This window comes from Streptomyces sp. NPDC042336 (genome assembly GCF_055581985.1).
Genome location: NZ_JBVJEA010000013.1, coordinates 90,937 through 117,273 on the forward strand (window position 1 = coordinate 90,937; position 26,337 = coordinate 117,273).

Consider the following 26,337-nt stretch of genomic DNA (forward strand, 5'->3'; position numbering starts at 1 on the left):
GCCGCTCCACCGGTCCCCGGGCATTCGCTATTTTGTTCGCCGCCGTCCCCACCGGCTCACCGTCCCCCTGTCCCGAGGAGCCGGACCCGTGGATTCCGAGTCCACCGTCACCAGGTGCTACCGCCACCCCGCGGTGGAGTGCCACGTCCGCTGCACCCGCTGCGAGCGCTTCATTTGCCCGGACTGCATGCGTGCGGCGCCCGTGGGCCACCAGTGCCCCGAGTGCGCGAAGGAGGGGGCACGGCCGGCCCGGCGGGCCCGGACCATCGCCGGCGGCCGGATGTCGACGACGCCGGTGGTGACGTACGTGCTGTTCGCGCTGAACGTGCTCGCGTACCTGGCGGAGGTGGTGCGGCCCGCGCTCGTGGACCGGTTCGCCATGGTGGGTTCGCGGCTGGTCGCTCCGGACGGCACCCCCCTGGCCGGCGACGGCCTGGTCCTCAGCTCCGGACCCCTGCGGGTGGAAGGGGTCGCCGGGGGCGAGTGGGAGCGGCTGCTCACCGGCGCCTTCCTGCACCAGTCGCCCTTCGAGGGCACGTTCGGGATCCTGCACCTCACGCTGAACATGGTCGTGCTGTGGCAGTTGGGGCAGCTGGTGGAGCTGATGCTCGGCCGGGTCCGTTTCGCCGTCCTGTACCTGCTGTCGGCGCTCGGCGGCTCCGTCCTGGAGCTGGTCCTCACCGACCCCGGGCAGGCCTCGGTCGGCGCGTCCGGTGCGGTCTTCGGCGTGGGGGCCGCGTACTACGTGCTGCACCGCCGGCTGGGCGCCGACATGTCACGGGTCAACCGCGTCATGGCCGCCCTGCTGCTGTGGCTGCTGGTCTCCGCCTGGTTCACCTCGTGGCAGGGGCATCTCGGCGGCCTGCTGGCGGGCGGCGCGCTGGCCCTGGCGTTCGCCTACGCGCCCCGGGACGGACGCCGGACGGCGGTGCAGGCCGGCGCGGGTGCCGCGCTGGTGCTGATGCTGGCGGTGACAGCGGCCGTGAAGGTGTCCGAGCTGACGGGCGGGAGTCTGCCCCTGTGAGCGTTCCCCGCCGTGAGAGCTGTCCCCTTATGAGAGGTGTATGCCTGTGAAACGTGCCGGAGTGCTGCTCCTCGGGGCCCTGCCCGTGATCGCCGCGGGCGTGTACCTCGCCGTGCCGGAGGAGGCCGCGGACTCCGCGGACACCGCCGCGGCCTCGTCCGCTTCGTCCCCGGCCGCCGATCGGTCGGCCCGCGACGACGCCAAGGACCGTGCCGAGCGGGAGCGGGAGGCGGACGACGCGCTCATCGCCGGCCTGCCGCCGGGCCTCGCCGCACCGGCGAAGAAGGAACTGGCCCAGCAGCTGGTGTCCAGCGCCGAGAACTCGACCACGCGGTGGCGCACCGCCTACGGCAGCATCCAGGACGTCGGGGACGGCGACGGGTACACCGCGGGCATCATCGGCTTCTGCACCGGCACCCACGACCTGCTCACCCTGGTCGAGCGCTACACCGAGGCCCACCCCGACAACGGCCTGGCCGACTACCTGCCCGCCCTGCGCGAGGTGGACGGCAGCGACTCCCACGAGGGCCTGGACCCTGGGTTCACCGCGGCCTGGAAGGCGGAGGCGGAGGTCCCGGCGTTCCGCGAGGCCCAGGAGGAGGAACGCGACCGGGTCTACTTCGAACCGGCGGTGCGCCTGGCCAAGCTGGACGGCCTGGGCACGCTCGGCCAGTTCGTCTACTACGACGCGATGGTCTTCCACGGCCCCGACACGGACGCCGAGGGCTTCTACGGGCTGCGCGAACGGGCCATGGCGAAGGCGAGGACGCCGGGGCAGGGCGGCTCCGAGAAGGCGTACCTGGCCACCTTCCTGGACGTCCGCGAGCAGGCCATGGAGGCCAGGCGCCCGGGCGTCGACACCTCCCGCGTCGGCACGGCCCAGCGCCGGTTCCTCGCGGCCGGGAACATGGAGCTGGCGACGCCGCTGGTGTGGGAGGTGTACGGGGACACCTACCGGGTGCCCTGAGCATGCGACAGCGCCTGCCCTTGGTCCGGTCGGGGACGGGGCAGGCGCCATCAGTGTTCCGCACGCCTTTGTGCGGGACGTTCTTCGGTTGTTCCGTCCCTCGGGACGGTTGTTCCGTCCGTCAGACCGCGAGGGCGCGGTCGGTCGGGCGGATCGGGGCCGGCAGGTCGCTGGCCCCGGTCAGGAAGCGGTCGGCGCCGCGTGCGGCCGAACGGCCCTCGGCGATCGCCCAGACGATGAGCGACTGCCCGCGGCCGGCGTCACCGGCGACGAACACACCCGGCACATTGGTCTGGAAGTCGGCGTCCCGGGCGATGTTACCGCGTTCGTCGAGCTCCAGGCCGAACTGGTCGACGAGACCGTTGTCCTTGTCGGTGCCGGTGAAGCCCATGGCGAGGGTGACCAGCTGGGCCGGGATCTTGCGCTCGGTGCCCGGCTTCGGGGTCAGCTTGCCCTCGATGAACTCGACCTCGCTCATGTGCAGCCACTGGACGTTGCCGTCCTCGTCGCCCTCGAAGTGGGTCGTGGAGACGGCGTAGACCCGCTCGCCGCCCTCCTCGTGGGCGCTGGTGACCTTGTAGAGCATGGGGAAGGTCGGCCACGGCTGGCGCACCGGGTCCCGCTCCTCGCCCGGCCGGGGCATGATCTCCAGCTGGGTGACGGAGGCCGCGCCCTGGCGGTGGGCGGTGCCCACGCAGTCGGCGCCGGTGTCGCCGCCGCCGATGACGACGACGTGCTTGCCCTCGGCGGTGATCGGGGGCGCCACGTAGTCGCCCTCCTGGACCTTGTTGGCCAGCGGCAGGTACTCCATGGCCTGGTGGATGCCGTTCAGCTCGCGGCCGGGCACCGGCAGGTCGCGGGCGGTGGTGGAGCCGGCGGCGATGACGACGGCGTCGTAGCGCTTCTTCAGGTCGGTCGCCTTGAGGTCGCGGCCGATCTCGACGCCGGTGCGGAAGCGGGTGCCCTCCGCGCGCATCTGCTCTATGCGGCGGTTGATGTGCCGCTTCTCCATCTTGAACTCGGGGATGCCGTAGCGGAGGAGGCCGCCGATGCGGTCCGCGCGCTCGTAGACGGCGACGGTGTGGCCGGCCCGGGTGAGCTGCTGGGCGGCGGCCAGGCCCGCCGGGCCCGAGCCGATGACGGCGACGGTCTTGCCGGACAGGCGCTCGGGGATCTGCGGGGCGACGTCCCCGGTCTCCCACGCCTTGTCGATGATCGAGACCTCGACGTTCTTGATGGTGACCGGCGGCTGGTTGATGCCGAGCACGCACGCCGACTCGCACGGGGCCGGGCACAGGCGGCCGGTGAACTCCGGGAAGTTGTTGGTGGCGTGCAGGCGCTCGGACGCCGCCGACCAGTCCTCGCGGTAGGCGTAGTCGTTCCACTCGGGGATCAGGTTCCCGAGGGGGCAGCCGTTGTGGCAGAACGGGATGCCGCAGTCCATGCAGCGGCTGGCCTGCTTGCTGATGATCGGCAGCAGGGAGCCGGGGACGTAGACCTCGTTCCAGTCCTTGACGCGCTCCGTGACGGGGCGGGTCCTGGCGACCTCGCGTCCGTGGTTCAGAAAGCCCTTGGGATCAGCCATTGGTCGCCGCCTCCATCATCTTCTCGGTGGTCTCGGTCTCGGAGAGACCGGCTCGCTCGGCGGCGTCCTTGGCGGCGAGCACTGCCTGGTACGTGCTGGGGATGATCTTGCTGAAGCGCTCCACGGCGACGGACCAGTCGGCGAGCAGCTTCCCGGCGACGGTGGACCCGGTCTCCTCGGCGTGGCGGCGCACCACGTCGTGCAGCCAGTCCTTGTCGGCGTCGTCCAGCTCCTGGATCGCGTCGACGTTGCCGGAGTTGACGTTGTCGCGGTCGAGGTCGACGACGTAGGCGATGCCGCCGGACATGCCGGCCGCGAAGTTGCGCCCGGTCTCGCCGAGGACGACCGCGTGGCCGCCGGTCATGTACTCGCAACCGTGGTCGCCGACGCCCTCGGAGACAACCAGCGCGCCGGAGTTGCGGACGCAGAAGCGCTCGCCGACCTTGCCGCGCAGGAACATCTCGCCGCCGGTGGCGCCGTAGCCGATGGTGTTGCCGGCGATGGTGGAGTACTCGGCCAGGTGGTCGGCGCCCCGGTCGGGGCGGACGACGATCCGGCCGCCGGACAGGCCCTTGCCGACGTAGTCGTTGGCGTCGCCCTCCAGGCGCAGGGTGATGCCGCGCGGGACGAAGGCGCCGAAGGACTGGCCGGCGGAGCCGGTGAAGGTGATGTCGACGGTGTCGTCGGGCAGACCGCCGCCGCCGAACTTCTTGGTGACCTCGTGGCCGAGCATGGTGCCGACCGTGCGGTTGATGTTGCGGATCGCGACCTGGGCGCGCACCGGGGCGGCCTGGGTGGCGTCCGGGGCGGCCAGCGCGTCGGAGGCGAGCTTGATCAGCTGGTTGTCGAGCGCCTTCTCCAGGCCGTGGTCCTGGCCGACGGCCTGGTGGCGCACCGCGCCCTCGGCCAGCGCCGGCACGTGGAACAGCGGCTCCAGGTTCAGGCCCTGCGCCTTCCAGTGGTCGACCGCGCGGGTCACGTCGAGGGTCTCGGCGTGGCCGACGGCCTCCTCGATGGAGCGGAAGCCCAGCTCGGCGAGGATCTCGCGGACCTCTTCGGCGATGAACCGGAAGAAGTTCACGATGTACTCGGCCTTGCCGGAGAACCTCTCGCGCAGCACCGGGTTCTGGGTGGCGATGCCGACCGGGCAGGTGTCCAGGTGGCAGACGCGCATCATGACGCAGCCGGAGACGACGAGCGGGGCGGTCGCGAAACCGAACTCCTCGGCGCCGAGCAGCGCGGCGATGACGACGTCGCGGCCGGTCTTGAGCTGGCCGTCGGTCTGGACGACGATCCGGTCGCGCAGTCCGTTGAGCAGCAGGGTCTGCTGGGTCTCGGCGAGGCCCAGCTCCCAGGGGCCGCCCGCGTGCTTGAGGCTCGTCAGGGGCGAGGCACCCGTGCCGCCGTCGTGGCCGGAGATCAGCACCACGTCCGCGTGCGCCTTGGACACACCCGCGGCGACCGTGCCGACGCCGACCTCGGAGACCAGCTTGACGTGAATCCGCGCCTGCGGGTTCGCGTTCTTCAGGTCGTGGATCAGCTGGGCCAGGTCCTCGATGGAGTAGATGTCGTGGTGCGGCGGCGGCGAGATCAGGCCGACGCCCGGGGTGGAGTGCCGGGTCTTGGCGACCCAGGGGTACACCTTGTGGCCGGGCAGCTGGCCGCCCTCGCCGGGCTTGGCACCCTGGGCCATCTTGATCTGGATGTCGTCGGCGTTGACCAGGTACTCGGAGGTGACGCCGAAGCGGCCGGAGGCGACCTGCTTGATGCTGGACCGGCGTGCCGGGTCGTACAGGCGCTCCGGGTCCTCGCCGCCCTCACCGGTGTTGGACTTGCCGCCCAGCTGGTTCATGGCGATGGCGAGGGTCTCGTGCGCCTCCTGGGAGATGGAGCCGTACGACATGGCGCCGGTGGAGAAGCGCTTGACGATCTCGGAGACGGGCTCGACCTCGTCGATGGAGATCGGCTGCCGGTCCGACTTGAAGCCGAACAGGCCGCGCAGCGTCATCAGCCGCTCGGACTGCTCGTTCACACGCTCCGTGTACTTCTTGAAGATCTCGTACGTGCCGGAGCGCGTGGAGTGCTGGAGGCGGAAGACCGTCTCCGGGTCGAACAGGTGCGGCTCGCCCTCGCGGCGCCACTGGTACTCGCCGCCGATGTCCAGGGCGCGGTGGGCCGGCGCGATGCCGCTGGCCGGGTACGCCTTGGCGTGGCGGGCGGCGACCTCCTTGGCGACGACGTCGATGCCGACGCCGCCGATCTTGGTGGCGGTGCCGTTGAAGTACTTGGTGACGAAGGCCTCGTCCAGGCCGACGGCCTCGAAGACCTGGGCACCCCGGTAGGAGGCGACGGTGGAGATGCCCATCTTGGACATGACCTTGAGGACGCCCTTGCCGAGGGCGTAGATCAGGTTGCGGATGGCCTGCTCGGCCTCGATGCCGGGCAGGAAGGTGCCCGCGCGGACCAGGTCCTCGACCGACTCCATGGCGAGGTACGGGTTGACCGCGGCGGCGCCGAAGCCGATGAGCAGGGCGACGTGGTGGACCTCGCGGACGTCGCCGGCCTCGACCAGCAGGCCCACCTGGGTGCGCTGCTTGGTGCCGATGAGGTGGTGGTGGACGGCGGCGGTGAGCAGCAGCGAGGGGATCGGCGCGTGCTCGGCGTCCGAGTGGCGGTCGGACAGGACGATCAGCCGGGCGCCGTTCTCGATGGCGGCGTCGGCCTCGGCGCAGATCTCCTCTATGCGCGCGGCCAGCGCGTCGCCGCCGCCGTGCACCCGGTAGAGACCGGAGAGGGTCGCGGCCTTGAAGCCGGGCATGTCGCCGTCGGCGTTGATGTGGATGAGCTTGGCCAGCTCGTCGTTGTCGATCACCGGGAAGGGCAGCAGGACGCTGCGGCACGAGGCGGCCGACGGGTCCAGCAGGTTGCCCTGGGGGCCGAGCGAGGAGCGCAGGGAGGTGACCAGTTCCTCGCGGATGGCGTCCAGCGGCGGGTTGGTGACCTGGGCGAAGAGCTGGGTGAAGTAGTCGAAGAGCAGCCGGGGGCGCTCGGAGAGCGCGGCGATCGGCGAGTCGGTGCCCATGGAGCCGATCGGCTCGGCGCCTGCCTTGGCCATCGGCGCGAGGATGACGCGCAGCTCCTCCTCGGTGTACCCGAAGGTCTGCTGGCGGCGGGTGACCGAGGCGTGGGTGTGCACGATGTGCTCGCGCTCGGGCAGGTCGGACAGCTCGATCTCGCCGGCTTCCATCCACTCGCCGTACGGCTGCTCGGCGGCGAGCTGGGCCTTGATCTCGTCGTCCTCGATGATGCGGTGCTCGGCGGTGTCCACGAGGAACATGCGGCCGGGCTGGAGGCGGCCCTTGCGGACGACCTTGGCAGGGTCGATGTCGAGGACGCCGACCTCGGAGCCGAGGACGACGAGACCGTCGTCGGTGACCCAGTAGCGGCCGGGGCGCAGACCGTTGCGGTCCAGGACGGCGCCGACCTGCGTGCCGTCGGTGAAGGTGACGCAGGCGGGGCCGTCCCAGGGCTCCATCATCGTGGAGTGGAACTGGTAGAAGGCGCGCCGGTCCGGCTGCATGGAGTCGTGGTTCTCCCACGCCTCCGGGATCATCATCAGCACGGAGTGCGGCAGCGAGCGTCCGCCGAGGTGGAGCAGTTCCAGGACCTCGTCGAAGGAGGCGGAGTCCGAGGCGTCCGGCGTACAGATCGGGAAGATCCGCTCCAGGTCCGTGGAGGAGCCGAAAAGGTCCGAGGCCAGCTGGGACTCGCGGGCGCGCATCCAGTTGCGGTTGCCCTTGACCGTGTTGATCTCGCCGTTGTGCGCGACGAAGCGGTACGGGTGGGCGAGCGGCCAGCTCGGGAAGGTGTTGGTGGAGAACCGGGAGTGCACGAGCGCGATCGCGGAGGCGAAGCGGCGGTCGGACAGGTCCGGGAAGAACGGCTCCAGCTGGCCGGTGGTCAGCATGCCCTTGTAGACGATGGTCCGCGCGGACAGCGACGGGAAGTAGACGCCGGCCTCGCGCTCGGCGCGCTTGCGCAGCGCGAAGGCGTTGCGGTCCAGGGCGATGCCCTGCGAGGCGCCGTCGCTCACGAAGATCTGGCGGAAGACCGGCATCGTGGAGCGCGCGGTGGCGCCCAGCATCTGCGGGGCGACCGGGACCTCGCGCCAGCCGAGGACGGTGAGGCCCTCCTCGTCGGCGATCGTCTCGATGCGCGAGACGGCGTCCTCCGTGCCGTCGACCGGCAGGAAGGCGATGCCGACGGCGTACGCCCCGGCCTCGGGCAGCTCGAATCCGGCCACCTCGCGGAAGAACGCGTCGGGGACCTGGGAGAGGATGCCCGCGCCGTCGCCCGAGTCGGGCTCGGAGCCGGTGGCGCCGCGGTGTTCCAGGTTGCGCAGCACGGTGAGGGCCTGGTCGACCAGGGTGTGGGACGCCTCGCCGGTGAGGGTGGCGACGAAACCGACGCCGCACGCGTCGTGTTCGTTGCGGGGGTCGTACATACCCTGGGCAGCAGGGCGAGCATCCATGAAGGACCAGTTCTGGCCACTCTCGGAGTGCTGGGACGGCTGGCGCGGCGTACGCATCGGCTCTCCCGTCGTCGTCATCTGGCATGTGCAGGTGCCGAGGGACGACGTTGGCCCTCTGCGGTGGGTGCAAAATTTGGTGCAGGTTACATGATGGATTGGTTCTCGGTAAACGGGACAATCCGTTCCAGCATGCGGACACCGGAGAGGTGCGGTGGGGGTACCGCACCCGCGGTGGAAGCTATGGAGACCGAGGCGGACAGATCGATGTCCGTCGGCCCGAGGGGGCGGAGGAGGCGGCGTCGCCCACTCCAGGAGTGCACGGCAGGCTTCATTGCCCACAGCGCTTACGGCTCATGCCCGGAGATTACGCGCTCGAAACCAGCGAGTAACGGCTACTTATACGGCCCCCCGCATAAGTTCGAGCCGGGCTATCCTACGGCCGTTCCGAACAGGCTGCCCAGGAGATACGTCACACCGGCCGCCGCGCCACCGAGGACGAGCTGCCGCAGACCGCTGTACCACCAGCTGCGGGCCGTGACCTTGGCGACCACCGCGCCGCACAGGAACAGTCCGGCCAGCGCGAGCAGCACGGCGGGCCACAGCGCACCGGCGCCGAGCAGGAACGGCAGGACCGGGAGCAGGGCGCCCAGCGCGAAGGATCCGAACGAGGACACGGCCGCCACCGTCGGCGAGGGCAGGTCGGAGGGGTCGATGCCCAGCTCCTCGCGGGCGTGTATCTCCAGCGCCTGCTCGGGGTCGCTGGACAGCTGGCGGGCCACCTCGCGCGCCAGCTCCGGCTCGACGCCGCGCGCCTCGTAGAGCGCGGCCAGCTCGGCCTCCTCGTCCGCCGGGTGCTTGCGCAGCTCGCGGCGCTCCACGTCCAGCTCGGCCTCCACCAGCTCGCGCTGGGAGGCGACGGAGGTGTACTCGCCGGCGGCCATGGAGAAGGCGCCGGCCGCCAGACCGGCGAGCCCGCTGATCACCACGGTCTGCTGGCTCGCCGTGCCGCCGGCGACACCGGTCATCAGGGCGAGGTTGGAGACCAGTCCGTCCATCGCGCCGAAGACGGCGGGGCGCAGCCAGCCGCCGTTCACGTCGCGGTGGGTGTGGTTGTCGCGGTGCGCCTCGTGCAGCGGCGCCTCGGTTTCGATGATGGCCACGAGGGACCCCCCGGGAAGCTAGTTTGGACCCATTCCACTTTTTAACAACAGTCAATGTACGCCGATCATTTCCGTCCCGCCAGCAAGGAAAGGCTGGGCTTACCTGCGGCTTTACCTCTCCGTACTCATCCGTGATCATGCCCGCTCATATGTCGACCGGGTGACGCTGCGCCCGGTTCGGCTGCGGTGCGCACGGCACCGGGGACAGATACGCGGAGGGAGAGGAGAGGCCGCATGGCATCCACCGCCTGCATTCCCCCGGTCCCCACGCCGACGGACGCCGTCGGGTTCCGCGACCGGGCCCGGGGCGCACTGCTCGGACTCGCCGTCGGGGACGCCCTCGGGGCGCCGGCCGAGAACATGAAGCCCTCGGAGATCCGCGCCCGCTGGGGCCGCATCACGGGGTACGTGGCCGACCGGCCCGCCGGTACGGACGACACGGAGTACGCGATCTTCTCGGGCCTGCTGCTGGCCCGCCACGGCGCCGCGCTCACCCAGGCCCACGTGGAGACGGCCTGGCACGAGTGGATCGCGGACCGGGAGGAGGGCCCGTTCCGGGGCGCGGGCTTCAGCGAACGCGGCACCCTGGAGAACCTGCGCCGTGGTCTGGCCGCCCCGATCTCCGCCCAGCACCGGCACGCCTGGAGCGACGGACTGGCCATGCGGGCCGCGCCGCACGGCGTGTTCGCCGCCGGGCGCCCCGCCGAGGCGGCCCGGCTGGCGGCGATCGACGGCTCGGTCAGCCACGAGGGCGAGGGCATCTACGGCGGCCAGGCGGTGGCGGCCGGCGTCGCGGCGGCGATGGCCGGGGCGTCGACCGTCGCGGTGGCGGCCTCCGCGCTGGCCGTCGTCCCGGACGACTCCTGGACGGCGCGCTGTCTGCGCCGCGCGCTGACGGCGGCCCACCGCGGCGAACGCGCGGTGCGCTCCGCGGTGGTCATCGGCGGCTACCCGTGGACCGACCTGGCCCCCGAGGCCGTCGCGCTCGCCTTCGGCGCGTACGCGGCGGCCGACGGCGAATTCACCGACTCCGTGCTGACGGCCGTCAACATGGGCCGCGACGCCGACACCACGGCCGCGGTGGCCGGCGCCCTGGCCGGCGCGACCCGCGGCGTCCACGCCATCCCCGCCGACTGGGGCACCGCCATCGGCCCGGCCCGCGGCACCTGCCTCCCGACGATGGCCGGCCACCACGTACTGGAGGTGGCGGACCTCCTGATCCGCGCGGCGCGGGGCGTACCGCCGGACCCCGAACCCGTGCCGCCGGGCCTGAAGTGGGCGTCCCGGGAATCGGGGCGGGTGGCGCCAGGACTCGGGACGGCTCTCGCTTCCGTGCGGGGCGAACCACCCGACGACACGCTCCCGCCCGGCGGCACCGGCACCCGGCGGGCGCCCGCCCCCGCGGCGCCTCCGCCGGTGCCGGACGCCGACCCCGCGGCGGAGGTGGGGGCGTGAGCAGGGCGCGTGGCGGGGGCGGGGCGACGGGCGTCACGGCGTACGTCGAAGGGCACGGTGTGCCGGAAGGGGGTGTGTCCAGCGGAAGCGGCCACCGGACGGGAGCCGAGCCGGGGACGGCCGTGTCGTCCCGTGGGGTGCCGCTCTCGGACCGCGTCGAGGGACTCCTGCTGGGGCTCGCCGCGGGAGACGCCGCCGGCTGGCCCGCCGCCCGGCACCGGGCCGCCCGTATGCCGGAGTGGACCCGCCGGCTCACCCGTGAGCTGGACACCTTCGCCGAGCAGAACGCGACCACCACCCTTCCCGTGCCCATCGCCCTGAACCAGCCCCCCGAACCGCTGCGCCTCGGCCCCTCGGACGACGCCGAGTGGGCGGCGTTCGCGGCGGAGGCCGTACTGCGGGCGGGGGACGACAGCGTGCTGGGGGACCTGAGCCGGGACCGCCGGATGCGGGCCGCGATCGACCTGACCTGGAACGCCGTGGCCAGCGAGGTCGCCGCGGCGGCAGACCGCGCCCCCGAGGTGGAGTCCGCGGTGCTGCCGCTGCGCGCCCGCATCTCGGTACGGGCCGGGCTCGGCAACCTCGCCGCCGGCCTGCGGCCGCCCGCCACCGGCCACGACAACCCGCACTACTTCGACGACGCCGCCTGCGTACGGGCCTGTGTCCTCGCCGTCGCCCACCCCGGCGCCCCGCGCCCCGCCGCCGACCTCGCCGAGTTCGACGCCCGCTACACCCAGGACGGCGACGGCGTGCACGGCGCGCGGGCCATGGCGGCGGCGCTGGCGTGCGCCCTCGACGGCGCCGACGTGGACGCCTGCGTGACGGCGGCGCTCGCCGAACTCCCCGAGGCGACGGAGATCGGCCGCAACGCCCGCCACGCCCTGGCCCTCGCGGCGGACACCGAGAGCACCTTCGCCCTCGTCCCACTCCTCGAACACCGCATCGTCGACCACGTCTACAGCTACGGCATCGCCGCCGCCGAGACCGTCCCGGTCGCCCTCGCCCTGGCCACCGCCGCCAGGGGCCGCATCGCGGAGGCGGTACCGGCTGCGGCCTGTCTGTCCAGGGTCGCGGACTCCGCCCCCGCGCTGGCCGGCGCCCTCACCGGCGCGCTCGGCGGCGGCACGTCGCTCCCCGCGTCGTGGCGGGACGCCTGCCGCACCCTGCCCGGCTGCGTACTGCCCCGGCTCACCGGCACCGACCTGGTCGAGCTCGCCGGTCTCCTGCACGCCACGCGACCGTCCCCAACGGAAGGACGAGGCATCACCCCATGACCCCCCTGACCCCGGACCACAGCACCACCGCCCCCCTCGACGAGCGTGTCACCGGCGCCCTCGTGGGCGCGGCCGTCGGCGACGCGCTCGGCGGCCCGGTCGAGGGCTACTCCCCCGAGCAGATCCTCGAACGCCACGGCGGCCGCGTCCACGGCGTCGTCGGCCCCTGGAACGGCGACGCCTGGCGCACCGCCCGCCCCCTCGCCCCGTACCACAAGGGCGACGGCCACGTCACCGACGACACCCTGATGACCCACGCGCTGGTCCGGGTCTACGGCACGGTCCGCGACCACCTCGACGCGTACGCGATCGCCGAGCACCTTGTCCCGGACCTGATCACGCACCCGCGCTGGATCCCGGAGCTGGAGGCCGAGGCGGTCCCGCTCCAGCGGATCTTCCTCGCCGAGAAATGGCTGGTCGCGCGGATCCACTACGGTCACGTGGACCCGCGCGAGGCCGGCACCGGCAACATCGTCAACTGCGGTGCCGCGATGTACATGGCCCCGGTCGGCCTGGTCAACGCGGCGAACCCGGCGGCCGCCTACGCCGAGGCACTGGACATCGCGGGCGCCCACCAGTCGTCGTACGGCCGGGAGGCGGCCGGTGTCTTCGCCGCGGCGGTGGCCGCGGCCTGCGAGCCGGGCGCGACCCCGGAGTCGGTGGTGGCGGCCGCGCTGTCCCTGGCCAAGGACGGCACCCGGGCCGCGATCGATGCCGTGTGCGAGGTGGCCTCGGGCCACTCGGACTTCGAGTCGGCGCTCGCACCGCTGCGCGCGGCGGTGGCCCCGTACGACACGGTGGGCCCCGACTACCGGGCGCCCTCCCTCGGCGCCCGCCGCCCCTCGCGCCTGCACGCCATCGAGGAACTGCCCGTCGCCCTCGGCATGCTGCTCGTCTCCGGCGGCGACTTCCGGCACGCGGTCCTCGGCGCGGTCAACTACGGCCGGGACTGCGACTCCATCGCCACGATGGCGGGCGCCCTGGCCGGGGCACTGGGGTCACCGGTGCCGGAGGACTGGGCGAAGACCGTCGCCGAGGCGAGCCGCCTTGACCTGTGGGAACCGGCGGCGACGCTCACCGGGGTGGCGCGGGAGGTCTTCGCGCGTGACGTACGGCGCCGCCGCGCCCACGAGGAGGCGTTCGCCGCGATCGGGGGCCCGGGATGCTCCGGCTGACCTGGGTCCAGCCCGAGGACCTGGTCGGCCACGAGCTGCGCCAGGCCCGGCTGGACGGCCGCGACGCGTCGGCGGTCGCGGCCCGCTGGCACGCGGCGGGCGGCGGCGAGGCCCCGCCCCGGGCAGGAGCCTCGCCCGGGCCCGCCTCCCCCCGGCTCCGCGTCCTGGCGGAGGACCTCCTGGACGAACTGGCCCGCCTGCCCAGTCCCTTGGCGGACGCGGAGCCGACGGAACTCGACCGGATCAGGGCGCTGTGCCCCGACTGGCCGGCCCTCCGCCCCGGCGCTCCGGTGTCCCCGGCCCGTCTGGAGGCCGCCTGGCTCGGCCGCGCCGCCGGGTGCCTCCTGGGCAAACCCGTCGAGAAGCTGCCCCTGACCGGCATCCGTCTGCTCGGCCGGGCCGCCGGCAACTGGCCCCCGACCACCTACTTCACCGAACGGGGCGTCCCCGGCGACGTGCTCGCCGCGTATCCCTGGAACCGCCGCTCCGCGCCCACCTCCCTCGCCGAGAACATCGACGGCATGCCGGAGGACGACGATCTCAACTACCCGCTCCTGGGCATGACGCTCCTCCAGCGCCACGGCAGGAGCTTCGAGACGGCCGACGTGGCCCGGGTCTGGCTCGACGAGCTCCCGGCCGGCCGCGCCTTCACCGCCGAGCGCCTCGCCCTGCGCAACCTCCTCAGCGGCCTCGAGCCCCCGGACACCGCCCGCCACCGCAACCCGTTCCGCGAGTGGATCGGCGCCCTGATCCGCGCCGACGTGCACGGCTGGACCAACCCCGGCGACCCGGCCGCCGCCGCCGAGCAGGCGCACCGCGACGCGACCCTCACCCACACCGCGAGCGGGGTCCACGCGGCGATGTTCGCGGCGGCCGTCATCGCCACCGCCGCCACCGGTGCCCATGACGTCCACGCCTGTCTGCGCGCCGGCCTCGCGGTCGTGCCGCCCGGCTCCCGCCTCGCCGGGGCCGTCCGCCACGCCGTACGGCTCGCGGGCGCCCACGCCGACTTCGACACGGTCGTGGACCGGCTCCACGCCGTCCACTCCCCCGCCCACCACTGGGTGCACGCCGTCCCCAACACCGCCCTGATCGCCGCCGCGCTCACCCACGCGGACGGCGACTTCACCGGCTCGGTCGCGCGGGTCGTGTCCGGCGGCTGGGACACCGACTCCAACGGCGCCACCGTCGGCAGCGTCGCCGGACTGCTCGCCGGCTCCCCCGCCGCGCTGCCCGCGCACTGGACGGCGCCGCTGAAGAACCGCCTGGCCACCACCGTCGGCGACTTCGACGGCACCGGCTTCGACACTCTCGCCCACCTCACCCACCGGGAGGCCACCCGCCCATGCCCGAGCCCGCCGTGACCGCCGCGCGCCCCGCGACCTCCGTCTCCGCCACCCCCGCCCCCGCCGCCCCGCTCGCCGGCCTGCGCGTCCTCGACCTCGCCACGCTCTTCGCGGGACCGCTCGCCGCCACCATGCTCGGCGACTTCGGCGCCGAGGTGATCAAGGTCGAGCACCCCACCCGGCCCGACCCCTCCCGGGGGCACGGCCCCTCGAAGGACGGCGTGGGCCTGTGGTGGAAGCTGCTGGGCCGCAACAAGCACACGATCACCCTGGACCTGTCGAAACCCGCCGGGCGCACCACGCTGCTCCGGCTGGCCGCCACCGCCGACGTCGTCGTCGAGAACTTCCGGCCGGGCACCCTGGAGAAGTGGGACCTGGGCTGGGACGAGCTGTCCGCCGTCAACCCGCGCCTGGTCCTGACCCGGGTCACCGGCTTCGGCCAGTTCGGCCCCTACGCGCGCCGCCCCGGCTTCGGCACCCTCGCCGAGGCCATGAGCGGCTTCGCCGCGATGACCGGCGAGCCGGACGCGCCGCCGACGCTGCCGCCGTTCGGCCTCGCCGACTCGATCGCGGCGCTGGCGACGGCCTACGCCGTGATGACGGCGCTGACCGCCCGGGAGCGCACCGGCGAGGGGCAGGTCGTCGACATGGCGATCATCGAGCCGATCCTGACCGTCCTCGGTCCGCAGCCCCTCTGGTACGACCAGCTCGGCCACGTCCAGCCGCGCACCGGCAACCGCTCGCAGAACAACGCCCCGCGCAACACCTACCGCACCGCCGACGGCACCTGGGTCGCCGTCTCCACCTCGGCGCAGTCGGTCGCCGAGCGGGTGATGCGGCTGGTGGGCCGCCCGGAGCTGATCGACGAGCCCTGGTTCGCGACCGGCGCCGACCGGGCCCGGCACTCCGACGTGCTGGACACGGCGGTCGGCGACTGGATCGCCCGGCACACCCGCGCCGACGTGCTCGCCGCGTTCGAGAAGGCCGAGGCGGCGGTCGCACCGGTGCAGGACGTGCGGGACGTGATGGCCGACCCGCAGTACCGGGCCCTGGACACCCTCACCACGGTCGACGATCCCGAGCTGGGCCCGCTGCGCATGCAGAACGTCCTCTTCCGCCTCTCCGCCACTCCGGGCGCGATCCGCTGGGCGGGCCGCCCGCACGGCGCCGACACCGAGGAGGTACTGACCGGGCTGGGGCTCACCCCGGCGGACGTGAAGGAGCTGCGGGAGGCTGGCGTCGTATGACCGTACCCCCGCTGACCTGGCTGTACGTGCCCGGGGACCGGCCCCGCGTGGTGGCCAAGGCGCTGGCCGCCGGTGCCGACGTGGTGGTGGTCGATCTGGAGGACGCGGTCGCCGCCGACCGCAAGGAGTACGCCCGCGACGCCACCGCCGAGCTGCTCGGCGAGCCGCAGCCGGTGCCGGTGCACGTCCGCGTCAACGCCCTGGACGGTCCGCTCGCCGCCGGCGATCTGGCGGCGCTGGCCGCGCTCCCGGGTCTGTCCGGGCTGCGCCTGCCCAAGGTCACGTCGCCGGAGCAGGTCACCGGCGTCGCCGCGGCCACCGGTGGGCCGCCGCTGTACGCCCTGCTGGAGACGGCCCTGGGGGTGGAGCGGGCGTACCGGATCGCCGCCGCCCATCCGGCGCTGCGCGGGATCGCCCTCGGCGAGGCGGACCTGCGAGCTGACCTGGGCGTGCGCGGGGACACCGGCCTGGACTGGTCGCGCTCGCGCGTGGTCGTGGCCGCCCGGGCGGCGGGGCTCGCGCCCCCGTCGCAGACGGTGCATCCGGACACCCGGGACCTGGAGGGACTGGCGGCGTCCTGCGCCCACGGCCGCGCCCTCGGTTTCCTGGGGCGGGCGGCGATCCACCCCCGCCAGCTGCCGATCATCGAGCGGGCGTATCTGCCCACCGAGCGGGAGCTGGAGGAGGCGGAGACGATCGTCAAGGCGGCCACGGTCCAGCCGGGCGCGCAGGCGCTGCCGGACGGCCGGTTCATCGATGCGGCGGTGGTGGCGACGGCCCGGCGCACCCTGTCGCTGGCCCGGCGGCCGTCCCTGTCCTAGCCCGTGCCCGGCATGCGCCGAGGGCGACCGGGGAATCCCGGGCGCCCTCGGCGGCGTGTCTGGCGGGCGGGTCAGCCCTTCTTCGCGGAGTCGGCGCCGTCCTTCACGGCCTCGGCGTCCCTCGCGTCCTCCGTGTCCACCGGTTCGTGCGTGCCTTCGGTGGTCCCGGTGGCCTTGGTGAGGTCAGGAGCATCGGCCTTCTCCACGGCGTCCGCGGCGGCCCCGTCGTCGGTACCGGCCTCCGCGTCCTCCTTCGCGTCCTTCTCCCCTGCGGGCCCGGCGTCGCCGGTGGCGGTCTCCTCACCCGGCTCCACCACGGCCTCCCGGCCCGGCCGCTTCCGCGCCGAGAGCACGATGTACAGCACCGCGAGCAGGAACACGAAGAGCGCGGTCCAGTTGTTCAGGCGCAGGCCGAGGATGTGGTGGGCGTCGTCGACGCGCATGTACTCGATCCAGAACCGGCCCGCGCAGTACGCCGCCACGTACAGGGCGAAGGCCCGCCCGTGGCCCAGCTTGAAGCGCCGGTCGGCCCAGATGACGAGGAAGGCGACGCCGATGCACCACAGCGACTCGTACAGGAACGTCGGGTGGTAGGTGCCCGGCACCCGTCCGTCGGCCGTCGAGGTGATCTCCACGGCCCACGGCAGGTCGGTCGCCTTGCCGTACAGCTCCTGGTTGAACCAGTTGCCCCAGCGGCCGATGGCCTGCGCGAGGGCGATACCGGGGGCGACGGCGTCGGCGTACGCGGGCATCGGGACGCCCCGGCGACGGGCACCGATCCAGGCGCCCACCGCGCCGAACGCGATCGCGCCCCAGATGCCGAGCCCGCCCTCCCAGATCTTGAAGGCGTCGACCCAGTCACGGCCCTCACTGAAGTACAGCTGGTAGTCCGTGATCACGTGGTAGAGGCGTCCGCCGATCAGGCCGAAGGGAACGGCCCAGACCGCGATGTCGGCCACCGTGCCCGGCCGCCCGCCCCGGGCGATCCAGCGCTTGTTGCCGAGCCAGACGGCAACGAAGACGCCGATGATGATGCAGAACGCGTAGCCGCGCAGCGGGATGGGACCGAGGTGCAGCACCCCGCGCGACGGGCTGGGAATGAAGGCAAGTTCCATGGCAGGGTCGACGCTACCGTGTCGGACGGGGCGCGCGGCGGGCAGCCCGGCTACGGGTCCGTAACGAGCGGGCGCGTTACTTGGCCGCCTCCTCCACCATCTGCTTGAGCTTGGCCGGGGTCATGGAGCGGTCCTGGTAGATGTTCTTGCCGTCCAGGAGCACCGTCGGGGTGCCGCTGAAGCCGCCGTTCTGGAAGGCCTTGTTGGACTTCTCCACCCAGCTGTTGTGCTTGCCGTTCTTCACGCACTCCTGGAACAGGGTGGTGTCGAGGCCGTCGACCTTGCCTGCCAGGTCGAGGAGCTTGTTCTCGTCGGCGAAGGCGTCGTCGGTCTCCGGCGGCTGGTTGTCGTACAGCACGTCGTGGTAGGCGGGGAACTTTCCGGCGTCCTGGGCGCAGGCCGCGGCGTTGGCCGCCTTGCGCGAGCCGGTGCCGCCCATGTTGCCGTCGATGATGGTCGCGAGGTGGTACTCGACCTTGAGCTGCCCCGCGTCGGTCAGCTCGTGGACGGTGTCGCGGTACGCCAGCTCGAAGGCCTTGCAGGCCGGGCAGCGGAAGTCCTCCCAGACGGTGAGCGTCGACTTGGCGCTCTCCTCGCCGACGGGGATCGCGAGGCCGTCCTTGCCCTGCGCCCCCGAGGGTGCCACGACCGGACCGGCCGACTCGCTGCCGTCGTCCTTGCCCGCGTTCGCGGCGACCACGCCGATCACGGCGGCGAGACCCAGCACGCAGACCACGCTCGCGCCGACGATCAGCGCACGGCGGCGCTTGTCCCTGGACCTCTGCTTCTCGCGCTCGGCCGCCAGCTTCTCGCGGGCGCCGCGCTTTCCCTGTCGGTTCTTCTCGCTCACACCCCGCAGAACGAACCGGGGAGGCGCAGCGCGCCTCCCCGGTCCCAGGTCCACTCGTACGAGGGACCTCAGTCCTGTGCCCGTCCTGTGTTCGTCCGTCACGGGCCCGGCGTCACGCCTGTCGGCGCACGCCCTTCGCCAGGTCGGCGGCGAGCGCTCGGACGCCCTCCAGGCCGGCCGCGTCGTCGGGCGCGTCCAGCATGCGCTTGACGAACGCCGAGCCGACGATCACGCCGTCGGCGAACCGGGCGACCTCGGCGGCCTGGGCGGCGTTGGAGACACCGAGGCCGACGCAGACGGGGGTGTCGGTGGTGGTGCGGGTGCGCCGCACCAGGTCCTCGGCCTGCGCCCCGACCGACTCGCGGGTGCCGGTGACGCCCATGAGGGAGGCGGCGTAGACGAAGCCGCTGCCGGCCGCGGTGATCTCGGCGAGCCGCGCGTCCTTGCTGCTGGGCGCGACCACGAAGACCGTGGCCAGCTCGTGCTTGTCGGCGTGCTCCTTCCACAGCGCCGACTCCTGGACCGGCAGGTCGGGCAGGATGCACCCGGCGCCGCCCGCCTCGGCCAGCTCGGCGGTGAAGCGCTCCACGCCGTAGCGGTCGATCGGGTTCCAGTACGTCATGACGAGGATCGGCTTGCCGGTGGCCTCGTGCGCCTCGCGGACCGTGCGCATCACGTCGGCGATCTTCACGCCGCCGCGCAGGGCGATGTCGTCGGCGGTCTGGATCACCGGGCCGTCGAGCACCGGGTCGCTGTGCGGCAGGCCCACCTCGACGACGTCGGCGCCGCCGTCGAGCGCGGCCTTGACCGCCTCGATGCCGCCCGTGACGGTCGGGAACCCGGCCGGCAGGTAGGCGATCAGGGCGGCGCGGCCCTCGGACCTGGCAGCCGCGAGGGTGTCGTTCAGCAGCTGTACGTTCCCGCTCACTTGGCGTCCCCCTCGATCTCCGCGGCGCCGGTCTCGTCGGCGGCGACCTCGGCGTCGGTGTCGTACAGCCCGAAGTAGCGGGCGGCGGTGTCCATGTCCTTGTCGCCGCGGCCGGACAGGTTGACCACGATCAGCCCGTCCTTGCCCAGCTCCTTGCCGACCTCCAGGGCACCGGCCAGCGCGTGGGCGCTCTCGATGGCCGGGATGATGCCCTCGGTGCGCGACAGCAGGCGCAGGGCCTGCATGGCGGCGTCGTCGGTGACCGCGCGGTACTCGCCGCGGCCGGAGTCCTTGAGGTAGGAGTGCTCGGGGCCGATGCCGGGGTAGTCCAGGCCGGCCGAGATCGAGTACGGCTCGGTGATCTGGCCCTCCTCGTCCTGGAGGACGTAGGACCGGGAGCCGTGCAGGATGCCGGGCTCGCCCGCGGTCAGGGTGGCCGCGTGCTCACCGGTCTCCACGCCGTGCCCGGCGGGCTCGCAGCCGATGAGGCGGACGTCCGCGTCGGGGATGAAGGCGTGGAAGAGGCCGATGGCGTTGGAGCCGCCGCCGACGCAGGCGACCGCGGCGTCGGGCAGGCGCCCGGCCTGCTCCAGGAGCTGGCGGCGGGCCTCGACGCCGATGACGCGGTGGAAGTCGCGCACCATCGCCGGGAAGGGGTGGGGACCCGCGACGGTGCCGAACAGGTAGTGGGTGCGGTCGACGTTGGCGACCCAGTCGCGGAACGCCTCGTTGATCGCGTCCTTCAGCGTGCGGCTGCCGGACTTCACGGCGATGACCTCGGCGCCGAGCATGCGCATGCGGGCCACGTTGAGTGCCTGGCGGCGGGTGTCGATCTCGCCCATGTAGATGGTGCAGTCGAGGCCGAAGAGGGCGCAGGCGGTCGCCGTGGCCACGCCGTGCTGGCCGGCGCCGGTCTCGGCGATCACGCGGGTCTTGCCCATGCGCTTGGTGAGCAGGGCCTGGCCGAGCACGTTGTTGATCTTGTGCGAGCCGGTGTGGTTCAGGTCCTCGCGCTTGAGGAAGACCCGGGCGCCTCCGGCGTGCTCGGCGAAGCGGGGGACCTCGGTCAGCGCCGAGGGGCGGCCCGTGTAGTGGACGAGCAGGTCGTCCAGCTCGCGGGCGAACTCCGGGTCGGACTTGGCCTTGTCGTACTCGACGGCGACCTCGTCGACCGCCGCGACCAGGGCCTCGGGGATGAACTTGCCCCCGAAGTCGCCGAAGTAGCCCTCGGCGGAGGGGACTTGGCCCTCCGGGTCGGGAATGAAGAAGTTGCTGGGCATGCGGGTACCTCACGGTGAGTGTCTGGTGGGGACTAATCGCCGTGGGGGCGGGGACCAGCTGTCGGCTACCGGCCGTGGACGGCCGGCAGTGCGGTTCCCCGCGCCCCTTGAAAGACGGGGCGTTGCCATCGCCGCCCGTTTACTTGCCCGGGTTCGTCTCCGATGACGTACCGCACCCGGCGGCCGTGGACCCGGCGGGCGGGTGCGCGGCAGCCGCGGGGGCGGCAGCCTCGCGCCAGGCGCGCGTAAGGGTCCCGGGATGCCGGGACGAGCGGGAGCGTCATGGGGGTCAGCCTACCGGGGGTCAGCCCCGGCCGTGGCGGAGTGCCGGATGTTCGCCGGCCGCCACCAGGTCGGAGACCGCCGTCTTCGGGTCGCGGCCGGTGACCAGGGACTCGCCGACCAGGACGGCGTCGGCGCCCTCGTTGGCGTAGGCGATGAGGTCGTGCGGGCCGCGGACGCCGGACTCGGCGACCTTGACGATGTGCGCGGGGATCTCCGGGGCGACCCGCTCGAACGTGCCGCGGTCGACCTCGAGCGTCTTCAGGTTGCGCGCGTTGACGCCGATGACCTTGGCGCCCGCGTCCACCGCGCGCTCGACCTCGTCCTCGTCGTGCACCTCCACCAGCGGGGTGAGCCCGATGGACTCGGCACGCTCGATCAGCGACTCCAGGGCCGGCTGGTCCAGGGCCGCGACGATCAGCAGCACGAGGTCGGCGCCGTGGGCGCGGGCCTCCCACAGCTGGTACGAGGTGACGACGAAGTCCTTGCGCAGCACGGGGATGTCCACGCGCGCGCGGACCGAGTCCAGGTCGGCCAGCGAGCCGCCGAAGCGGCGCTCCTCGGTGAGGACGGAGATGACGGCGGCACCGCCCGCCTCGTAGTCGGCGGCGAGCCCGGCCGGGTCGGCGATGGCCGCGAGCGCCCCCTTGGAGGGGCTGGAGCGCTTGACCTCGCAGATGACCTTGACGCCGTCGCCGCGCAGCGCGGCCACGCCGTCCTTGGCGGGGCGAGCCTTGGCCGCGCGCTCCTTGAGCTCGTCGAGGCTGACGCGCGCCTGCCGCTCCGCGAGGTCGGCACGGACTCCGTCGATGATCTCGTCGAGCACACTCACGCGAGCGGCCCCCTTTCAGACGGCGAAACGTGTGGTCACTGTGATGGTATCCGCAGCCAGGCACCGGTCCCGCATCCGGCCTTCGCCGGTCCCTTCCCCGCCCTCGAACCAGCTTCGCACGGCTCGGGGCGGAGGTGCCTCCCGTCCTGGACGCCCATCGATGATCAAGGAATGAGCCAGTCGCCGAACGGCAGGTTCCGGACAACGGTGAAGACCAGCAGCAACGTCCCCAGCGTCCACAGGTGGACCGGTCCGAGGTCGATCCGCACGGGGCGGCCCCGGGCCGCCCGGATCACCCAGACGGTCCACAGGACGGCGAAGCCCAGATAGGCGAGGACGGCGGGCGCGTTGGCGTGCAGGGCGGCGGTCAGGTCACCGTGGACGAAGGCGTGGGCGCTGCGCAGGCCGCCGCAGCCGGGGCAGTAGACGCCCGTGAAACGCAGCAGCGGGCAGACGGGGTAGTGGCCGGGCTCGTAGGGGTCCACGCTCCCCACGTAGGCGAAGGCCCCGGCGACGGCCGCGAGCACGCCCGCCGGGGCGGCCAGGCGGAGGACCGCACCGCGCGGCTGGATGGTGCCGGCCCGGCCGCGTTTCCCGCTCTCGACGTCCACGCCCGCATTCTGCCCCTGGCGGCCCCCGCCCGCACGCGAGGGGCGGCCCAGGCACCCGTGTGCCGGTCCGCCCCTCAGGAGGTCCGTGTCCCGCCGCGCCCGGTCAGCCCTTGGCGCCGGCCTCGGCGCGCTCGCCCGCGACCTGGTGCACGGGGTGGTTCTGCTTCGGCTGGCCGAGGCCCATCATGCGCATGATGTAGCCGACGACACCACCGAGGAGCACGACCGCCATGCCGGCCCAGAAGCCCCACGGCTGGGCGGCCACCATGAACATGCCCGCGATGCAGAAACCGATGAAGGAGATGATGACACCGGTCCAGGCGGCCGGGGTGTGACCGTGGCTGCTGCCCGCCATTGCTTGCTCCTCGTTGCTGTGTGCCATGTCTGAGCAGGACGCTCGCACCCATTGTCCCGCACGGGGGCACGCGCCGTGAGCGGGGGTGCTCCGGCGGGTGAACGCGGGTCCTGACGCGGGTCAGGCGCCGGTGGGGTCCTCGCCTCGGTCGATGGCCTTCCACAGGTCCTCGGGGCGGTTCGGGTCCACGGTCTGCGGCCTGCGGCGCGGGCGCGGGGTGCCGTCGCGCTCGTAGCGTCCGGACATCGCGGGCCACTGGCGGCCGTAGCGCAGCGCGAGCAGCCCGGCGAGCAGGAGCAGCGCGCCGCCGACGGCGGCGACGTACGGCCACGCGGTGTGGGTGAGCGCGTCGACCGTGGCGGAGGTGTCGCCGGCCGCCTTCGCGGCCTGGTCGTCCAGCGCCGAGCTGTCGGTGGCGCCCACCAGGGCGGCGGCGACGGTGCCCGCACCGCTCAGCGCGAGCACCGCGGCGACGGCGAAGCGGCCGGCGCGGCGAACGGCGAAGACGGCGACGAGCGCGGCGAGGCCGACTATGGCGAGCGCCGCGGGTACACCCGTGACGTCGCTGCCCTTGGCGGTCAGCGAGAAGGCGCCGCCGGCCACCGTCGCGGTGCCCTCCGCCCACTCCTGCCGGGTGGCGAGCAGGGCGACGGCGGCGCCGAGCGCGCCGCACATCAGGGCGACGGCGAGGCTCCGGCGGCCGGCCCGGGCGGGTCCTGCGGCTGGGGTGCGGGGGTGAGGAACGGCTGTCACGTACTCCACTATCACCCGAACCCCGGGCGAACCGTCACCCGGGGTTCGGATTGGGAGGCGTGAGAATCGCCCCACCGGTCCGGCCGGCCGCCCCTATTGCGCCAGCCGGTTGGCCGTGTGCACGGCCCGCAGCACGGCCGCCGCCTTGTTGCGGCACTCGGTGTCCTCGGCGACCGGGTCGGAGTCGGCGACGACTCCGGCGCCCGCCTGGACGTAGGCGGTGCCGTCGCGCAGCAGCGCCGTGCGGATGGCGATGGCTGTGTCGGAGTCGCCCGCGAAGTCGAGGTAGCCGACGCAGCCGCCGTACAGGCCGCGCCGGGAGGGTTCGAGTTCGTCGATGATCTGCAGGGCGCGCGGCTTGGGCGCGCCGGAGAGGGTGCCGGCCGGGAAGCAGGCGGTGAGGACGTCGAAGGCGGTGCGGTCCGGGGCGACCCTGCCGGTGACCGTCGAGACGATGTGCATGACGTGCGAGTACCGCTCGACGGACATGAAGTCGACGACCTCGACGGAGCCGGGCTCGCAGACGCGTCCCAGGTCGTTTCGGCCGAGGTCGACGAGCATCAGGTGCTCGGCGCGCTCCTTGGGGTCGGCGAGCAGTTCCTCGGCGAGGGCCTGGTCCTCCTGCGGGGTGGCGCCGCGCGGGCGGGTGCCGGCGATGGGGTGCACCATAGCGCGCCCGTCCTCGACCTTGACCAGTGCCTCCGGGGACGAGCCGACGACGTCGAAGCCGTCCAGGCGGAGCAGGTACATGTACGGGGACGGGTTGGTGGCCCGCAGCACCCGGTACACGTCCAGGGCGCTCGCCGTGCAGGGCGTCTCGAACCGCTGCGAGGGGACGACCTGGAAGGCCTCGCCCGCGCGGATGCGCTCCTTGATGTCCTCGACGGCGTCCTGGAAGTCGGGGCCGCCCCACAGCGCGGTGTACTCGGGCAGCTCGGAGGGCGGCAGCGCGGCCGGGGGCTGGGCGACGGCGCGCGTGAGGTCGGCCTCCATGACGTCCAGGCGGGCGATCGCGTCGGCGTAGGCCTCGTCGACGCCGGTCTCCAGGTCGTTGTGGTTGATCGCGTTGGCGATCAGCAGGACCGAGCCCTCCCAGTGGTCCATGACGGCGAGGTCGCTGGTGAGCAGCATGGTCAGCTCGGGGAGCTTCAGGTCGTCGCGCTCCCCGGGGCCGACCTTCTCCAGACGGCGCACGATGTCGTAGCCGAGGTAGCCGACCATCCCGCCGGTGAAGGGCGGCAGGCCCAGGCCCTCGGCGAGGTCGCGCGGGGTGTGCAGGGCCTGGACGGTGGCGCGCAGGGCGGCGAGCGGGTCGCCGTCGGTGGGGACGCCGACGGGCGGGGTGCCCCGCCAGTGCGCCTGACCGTCCTTCTCGGTGAGGGTGGCGGCACTGCGGACGCCGACGAAGGAGTAACGGGACCAGGAACGTCCGTTCTCCGCGGACTCCAGCAGGAAGGTGCCGGGGCGCTCGGCGGCGAGCTTGCGGTACAGCGCGACCGGGGTGTCGCCGTCGGCCAGGAGCTTGCGGCTCACCGGGATCACCCGGCGGTCGGCGGCCAGCTTGCGGAAGGTCTCGAGGTCCATGTCATCCATGGCGGCAGACCCTACTGATCCGCGCCGGGCCTGTCGGCCCCCGCGCCGTCGTCGAGGAGCACATCGGCGTCGAAGCAGGTGCGCGTGCCGGTGTGGCAGGCGGCGCCCACCTGGTCGACCTTGACGAGCACGGTGTCGGCGTCGCAGTCCAGGGCGACCGACTTCACCCACTGGAAGTGGCCGGAAGTGTCTCCCTTGACCCAGTACTCCCGGCGGCTGCGCGACCAGTAGGTGCAACGCCCGGTCGTCAGCGTGCGGTGCAGTGCCTCGTCGTCCATCCAGCCGAGCATCAGCACCTCTCCGGTGTCGTACTGCTGGGCGATGGCGGGCAGCAGGCCGTCGGCGCTGCGCCTGAGGCGGTCGGCGATCTCCGGGGCGAGCGGACTGGGCCGTCTCGGGGAACTGCTGGCGGGTGAGCTGCTGGTCATGCGCCCATTGTGCCGCGCGGGACGGACACACCCGCGGGACGTCCATTGGGCGGACCCGGCCGACCGCCGTAGGCTGAGGCCATGTCGACTTTCGCCAAGCGTGAACGACTTCTGCTCGCGGACCTGTTGGAGACGGCGGGCCCGGACGCCCCGACCCTGTGCGAGGGCTGGCGGACCCGTGACCTGGCCGCGCACGTGGTGGTGCGCGAGCGGCGTCCGGACGCCGCCGGGGGCACCCTGATCAAGCCGCTGGCGTCCCGCCTCGACCGGGTGATGGAGGAGTACGGCGCGAAGCCGTACGAGGAGCTGCTCCAGCTGATCCGCACGGGTCCGCCGCGCTTCTCACCGTTCCAGCTCAAGCAGGTCGACGAGGCGGCGAACACGGTGGAGTTCTACGTCCACACCGAGGACGTCCGCCGCGCCCGGCCCGACTGGTCGCCGCGCGAGCTGGACCCGGTCTTCCAGGACGCCCTGTGGTCCCGCCTGGAGCGTGCGGCCCGTCTGATGGGCCGCGGCATCCCGACCGGTCTGGTGCTGCGCCGTCCCAACGGTCAGACGACGGTCGCCCACCGGGGTACGCCGGTGGTGACGGCGACGGGCGAGCCGTCCGAACTGCTGCTGTTCGCCTACGGCCGGCAGGGCGCCGCCAAGGTGGAGCTGGAGGGCGAGCAGGACGCGATCGCCAAGCTGCGCGAGACCAGGCAGCTCGGGATCTGACCACCCGG

The 26,337-nt window shown here is 73.1% G+C and carries 23 protein-coding genes; 9 read left to right on the forward strand and 14 right to left on the reverse strand.

All coding sequences use genetic code 11. The features are described from left to right. Positions 1-88 precede the first annotated feature (88 nt). Together ACZ6IM_RS26375 and ACZ6IM_RS26380 are read left to right on the forward strand one after the other, a co-directional pair. The gene (locus tag ACZ6IM_RS26375; protein ID WP_052841529.1) at positions 89-1,024 is read left to right on the forward strand and encodes a rhomboid family intramembrane serine protease; all 936 of its coding nucleotides are present in this window, start codon (positions 89-91) and stop codon (positions 1,022-1,024) included. A gap of 46 nt (positions 1,025-1,070) precedes the next feature. Then, positions 1,071-1,991, forward strand: a complete 921-nt coding sequence (locus ACZ6IM_RS26380) for a chitosanase (protein ID WP_052841528.1) — start codon at positions 1,071-1,073, stop codon at positions 1,989-1,991. 121 nt (positions 1,992-2,112) lie between these two features. Here ACZ6IM_RS26380 and ACZ6IM_RS26385 read toward each other — a convergent pair whose 3' ends face one another. From ACZ6IM_RS26385 to ACZ6IM_RS26395, 3 genes are all read right to left on the reverse strand, one after another. Further along, positions 2,113-3,576, reverse strand: coding sequence for a glutamate synthase subunit beta (locus ACZ6IM_RS26385; protein ID WP_052841527.1), 1,464 nt, complete (start codon positions 3,574-3,576; stop codon positions 2,113-2,115). After that, entirely contained in the window at positions 3,569-8,107 is a 4,539-nt protein-coding gene (gene gltB, locus ACZ6IM_RS26390; RefSeq protein ID WP_469559764.1) for a glutamate synthase large subunit, read from the reverse strand. Before gltB ends, ACZ6IM_RS26385 begins: the two co-directional genes overlap by 8 nt. A 428-nt stretch (positions 8,108-8,535) precedes the next feature. Continuing rightward, positions 8,536-9,267 carry a VIT1/CCC1 transporter family protein gene (locus ACZ6IM_RS26395; RefSeq protein WP_469559618.1) on the reverse strand — a complete coding sequence of 244 codons (732 nt, stop codon included), beginning with the start codon at positions 9,265-9,267 and terminating at the stop codon, positions 8,536-8,538. 234 nt (positions 9,268-9,501) lie between these two features. On the opposite strand from ACZ6IM_RS26395, the gene ACZ6IM_RS26400 reads away from it, so the two are divergent. The 6 genes from ACZ6IM_RS26400 to ACZ6IM_RS26425 are packed head-to-tail and all read left to right on the forward strand — an operon-like array spanning position 9,502 to position 16,585. Then, on the forward strand, positions 9,502-10,722 hold the full coding sequence (locus ACZ6IM_RS26400; RefSeq protein WP_469559619.1) for an ADP-ribosylglycohydrolase family protein: 1,221 nt from the start codon (positions 9,502-9,504) through the stop codon (positions 10,720-10,722). Further along, positions 10,719-11,996 carry an ADP-ribosylglycohydrolase family protein gene (locus ACZ6IM_RS26405; RefSeq protein ID WP_052841524.1) on the forward strand — a complete coding sequence of 426 codons (1,278 nt, stop codon included), beginning with the start codon at positions 10,719-10,721 and terminating at the stop codon, positions 11,994-11,996. Before ACZ6IM_RS26400 ends, ACZ6IM_RS26405 begins: the two co-directional genes overlap by 4 nt. Continuing rightward, complete coding sequence (locus tag ACZ6IM_RS26410) at positions 11,993-13,171, forward strand: ADP-ribosylglycohydrolase family protein (RefSeq protein ID WP_469559622.1); 1,179 nt, start codon at positions 11,993-11,995, stop codon at positions 13,169-13,171. The genes ACZ6IM_RS26405 and ACZ6IM_RS26410 overlap by 4 nt, the downstream gene beginning before the upstream one ends. After that, positions 13,159-14,535 (forward strand): ADP-ribosylglycohydrolase family protein, encoded by a 1,377-nt coding sequence (locus tag ACZ6IM_RS26415; RefSeq protein WP_469559624.1) that lies wholly within the window; start codon positions 13,159-13,161, stop codon positions 14,533-14,535. The genes ACZ6IM_RS26410 and ACZ6IM_RS26415 overlap by 13 nt, the downstream gene beginning before the upstream one ends. After that, a complete protein-coding gene (locus ACZ6IM_RS26420; RefSeq protein ID WP_052841521.1) occupies positions 14,517-15,764 on the forward strand; it encodes a CaiB/BaiF CoA transferase family protein in 1,248 nt (415 codons plus the stop codon). The genes ACZ6IM_RS26415 and ACZ6IM_RS26420 overlap by 19 nt, the downstream gene beginning before the upstream one ends. Then, positions 15,761-16,585: an HpcH/HpaI aldolase/citrate lyase family protein gene (locus tag ACZ6IM_RS26425; RefSeq protein WP_052841520.1), complete on the forward strand. Its 825-nt coding sequence runs from the start codon at positions 15,761-15,763 to the stop codon at positions 16,583-16,585. The genes ACZ6IM_RS26420 and ACZ6IM_RS26425 overlap by 4 nt, the downstream gene beginning before the upstream one ends. Before the next feature lie 71 nt (positions 16,586-16,656). Here ACZ6IM_RS26425 and lgt read toward each other — a convergent pair whose 3' ends face one another. From lgt to hisI, 11 genes are all read right to left on the reverse strand, one after another. Then, positions 16,657-17,700 (reverse strand): prolipoprotein diacylglyceryl transferase, encoded by a 1,044-nt coding sequence (gene lgt, locus ACZ6IM_RS26430; RefSeq protein ID WP_052841519.1) that lies wholly within the window; start codon positions 17,698-17,700, stop codon positions 16,657-16,659. Positions 17,701-17,776: 76 nt separating this feature from the next. Then, entirely contained in the window at positions 17,777-18,550 is a 774-nt protein-coding gene (locus tag ACZ6IM_RS26435) for a DsbA family protein (protein ID WP_052841518.1), read from the reverse strand. 112 nt (positions 18,551-18,662) lie between these two features. After that, positions 18,663-19,478 carry a tryptophan synthase subunit alpha gene (gene trpA / locus ACZ6IM_RS26440; protein ID WP_052841517.1) on the reverse strand — a complete coding sequence of 272 codons (816 nt, stop codon included), beginning with the start codon at positions 19,476-19,478 and terminating at the stop codon, positions 18,663-18,665. Further along, the gene (gene trpB, locus ACZ6IM_RS26445; protein WP_052841516.1) at positions 19,475-20,758 is read right to left on the reverse strand and encodes a tryptophan synthase subunit beta; all 1,284 of its coding nucleotides are present in this window, start codon (positions 20,756-20,758) and stop codon (positions 19,475-19,477) included. Before trpB ends, trpA begins: the two co-directional genes overlap by 4 nt. A gap of 65 nt (positions 20,759-20,823) precedes the next feature. Then, positions 20,824-21,042, reverse strand: coding sequence for a tryptophan biosynthesis modulator TrpM (gene trpM / locus ACZ6IM_RS26450; protein WP_052841515.1), 219 nt, complete (start codon positions 21,040-21,042; stop codon positions 20,824-20,826). Between the two features lie 20 nt (positions 21,043-21,062). After that, the gene (trpC, locus tag ACZ6IM_RS26455) at positions 21,063-21,872 is read right to left on the reverse strand and encodes an indole-3-glycerol phosphate synthase TrpC (protein ID WP_052841514.1); all 810 of its coding nucleotides are present in this window, start codon (positions 21,870-21,872) and stop codon (positions 21,063-21,065) included. A 164-nt stretch (positions 21,873-22,036) separates the two neighbouring features. Further along, positions 22,037-22,483, reverse strand: a complete 447-nt coding sequence (locus ACZ6IM_RS26460; protein WP_052841513.1) for a DUF2752 domain-containing protein — start codon at positions 22,481-22,483, stop codon at positions 22,037-22,039. A 103-nt stretch (positions 22,484-22,586) separates the two neighbouring features. Further along, on the reverse strand, positions 22,587-22,838 hold the full coding sequence (locus ACZ6IM_RS26465; protein WP_052841512.1) for an HGxxPAAW family protein: 252 nt from the start codon (positions 22,836-22,838) through the stop codon (positions 22,587-22,589). Between the two features lie 120 nt (positions 22,839-22,958). After that, entirely contained in the window at positions 22,959-23,600 is a 642-nt protein-coding gene (locus ACZ6IM_RS26470) for a TIGR02234 family membrane protein (protein WP_052841511.1), read from the reverse strand. An 84-nt stretch (positions 23,601-23,684) separates the two neighbouring features. Further along, positions 23,685-25,175 carry an anthranilate synthase component I gene (locus ACZ6IM_RS26475; protein WP_052841510.1) on the reverse strand — a complete coding sequence of 497 codons (1,491 nt, stop codon included), beginning with the start codon at positions 25,173-25,175 and terminating at the stop codon, positions 23,685-23,687. Positions 25,176-25,195: 20 nt separating this feature from the next. Next, complete coding sequence (gene hisI / locus ACZ6IM_RS26480; protein WP_052841509.1) at positions 25,196-25,612, reverse strand: phosphoribosyl-AMP cyclohydrolase; 417 nt, start codon at positions 25,610-25,612, stop codon at positions 25,196-25,198. 81 nt (positions 25,613-25,693) lie between these two features. Between hisI and ACZ6IM_RS26485 the strand changes: the two genes are divergently transcribed. After that, positions 25,694-26,329 (forward strand): TIGR03085 family metal-binding protein, encoded by a 636-nt coding sequence (locus tag ACZ6IM_RS26485; RefSeq protein WP_052841508.1) that lies wholly within the window; start codon positions 25,694-25,696, stop codon positions 26,327-26,329. Positions 26,330-26,337: the final 8 nt, after the last annotated feature.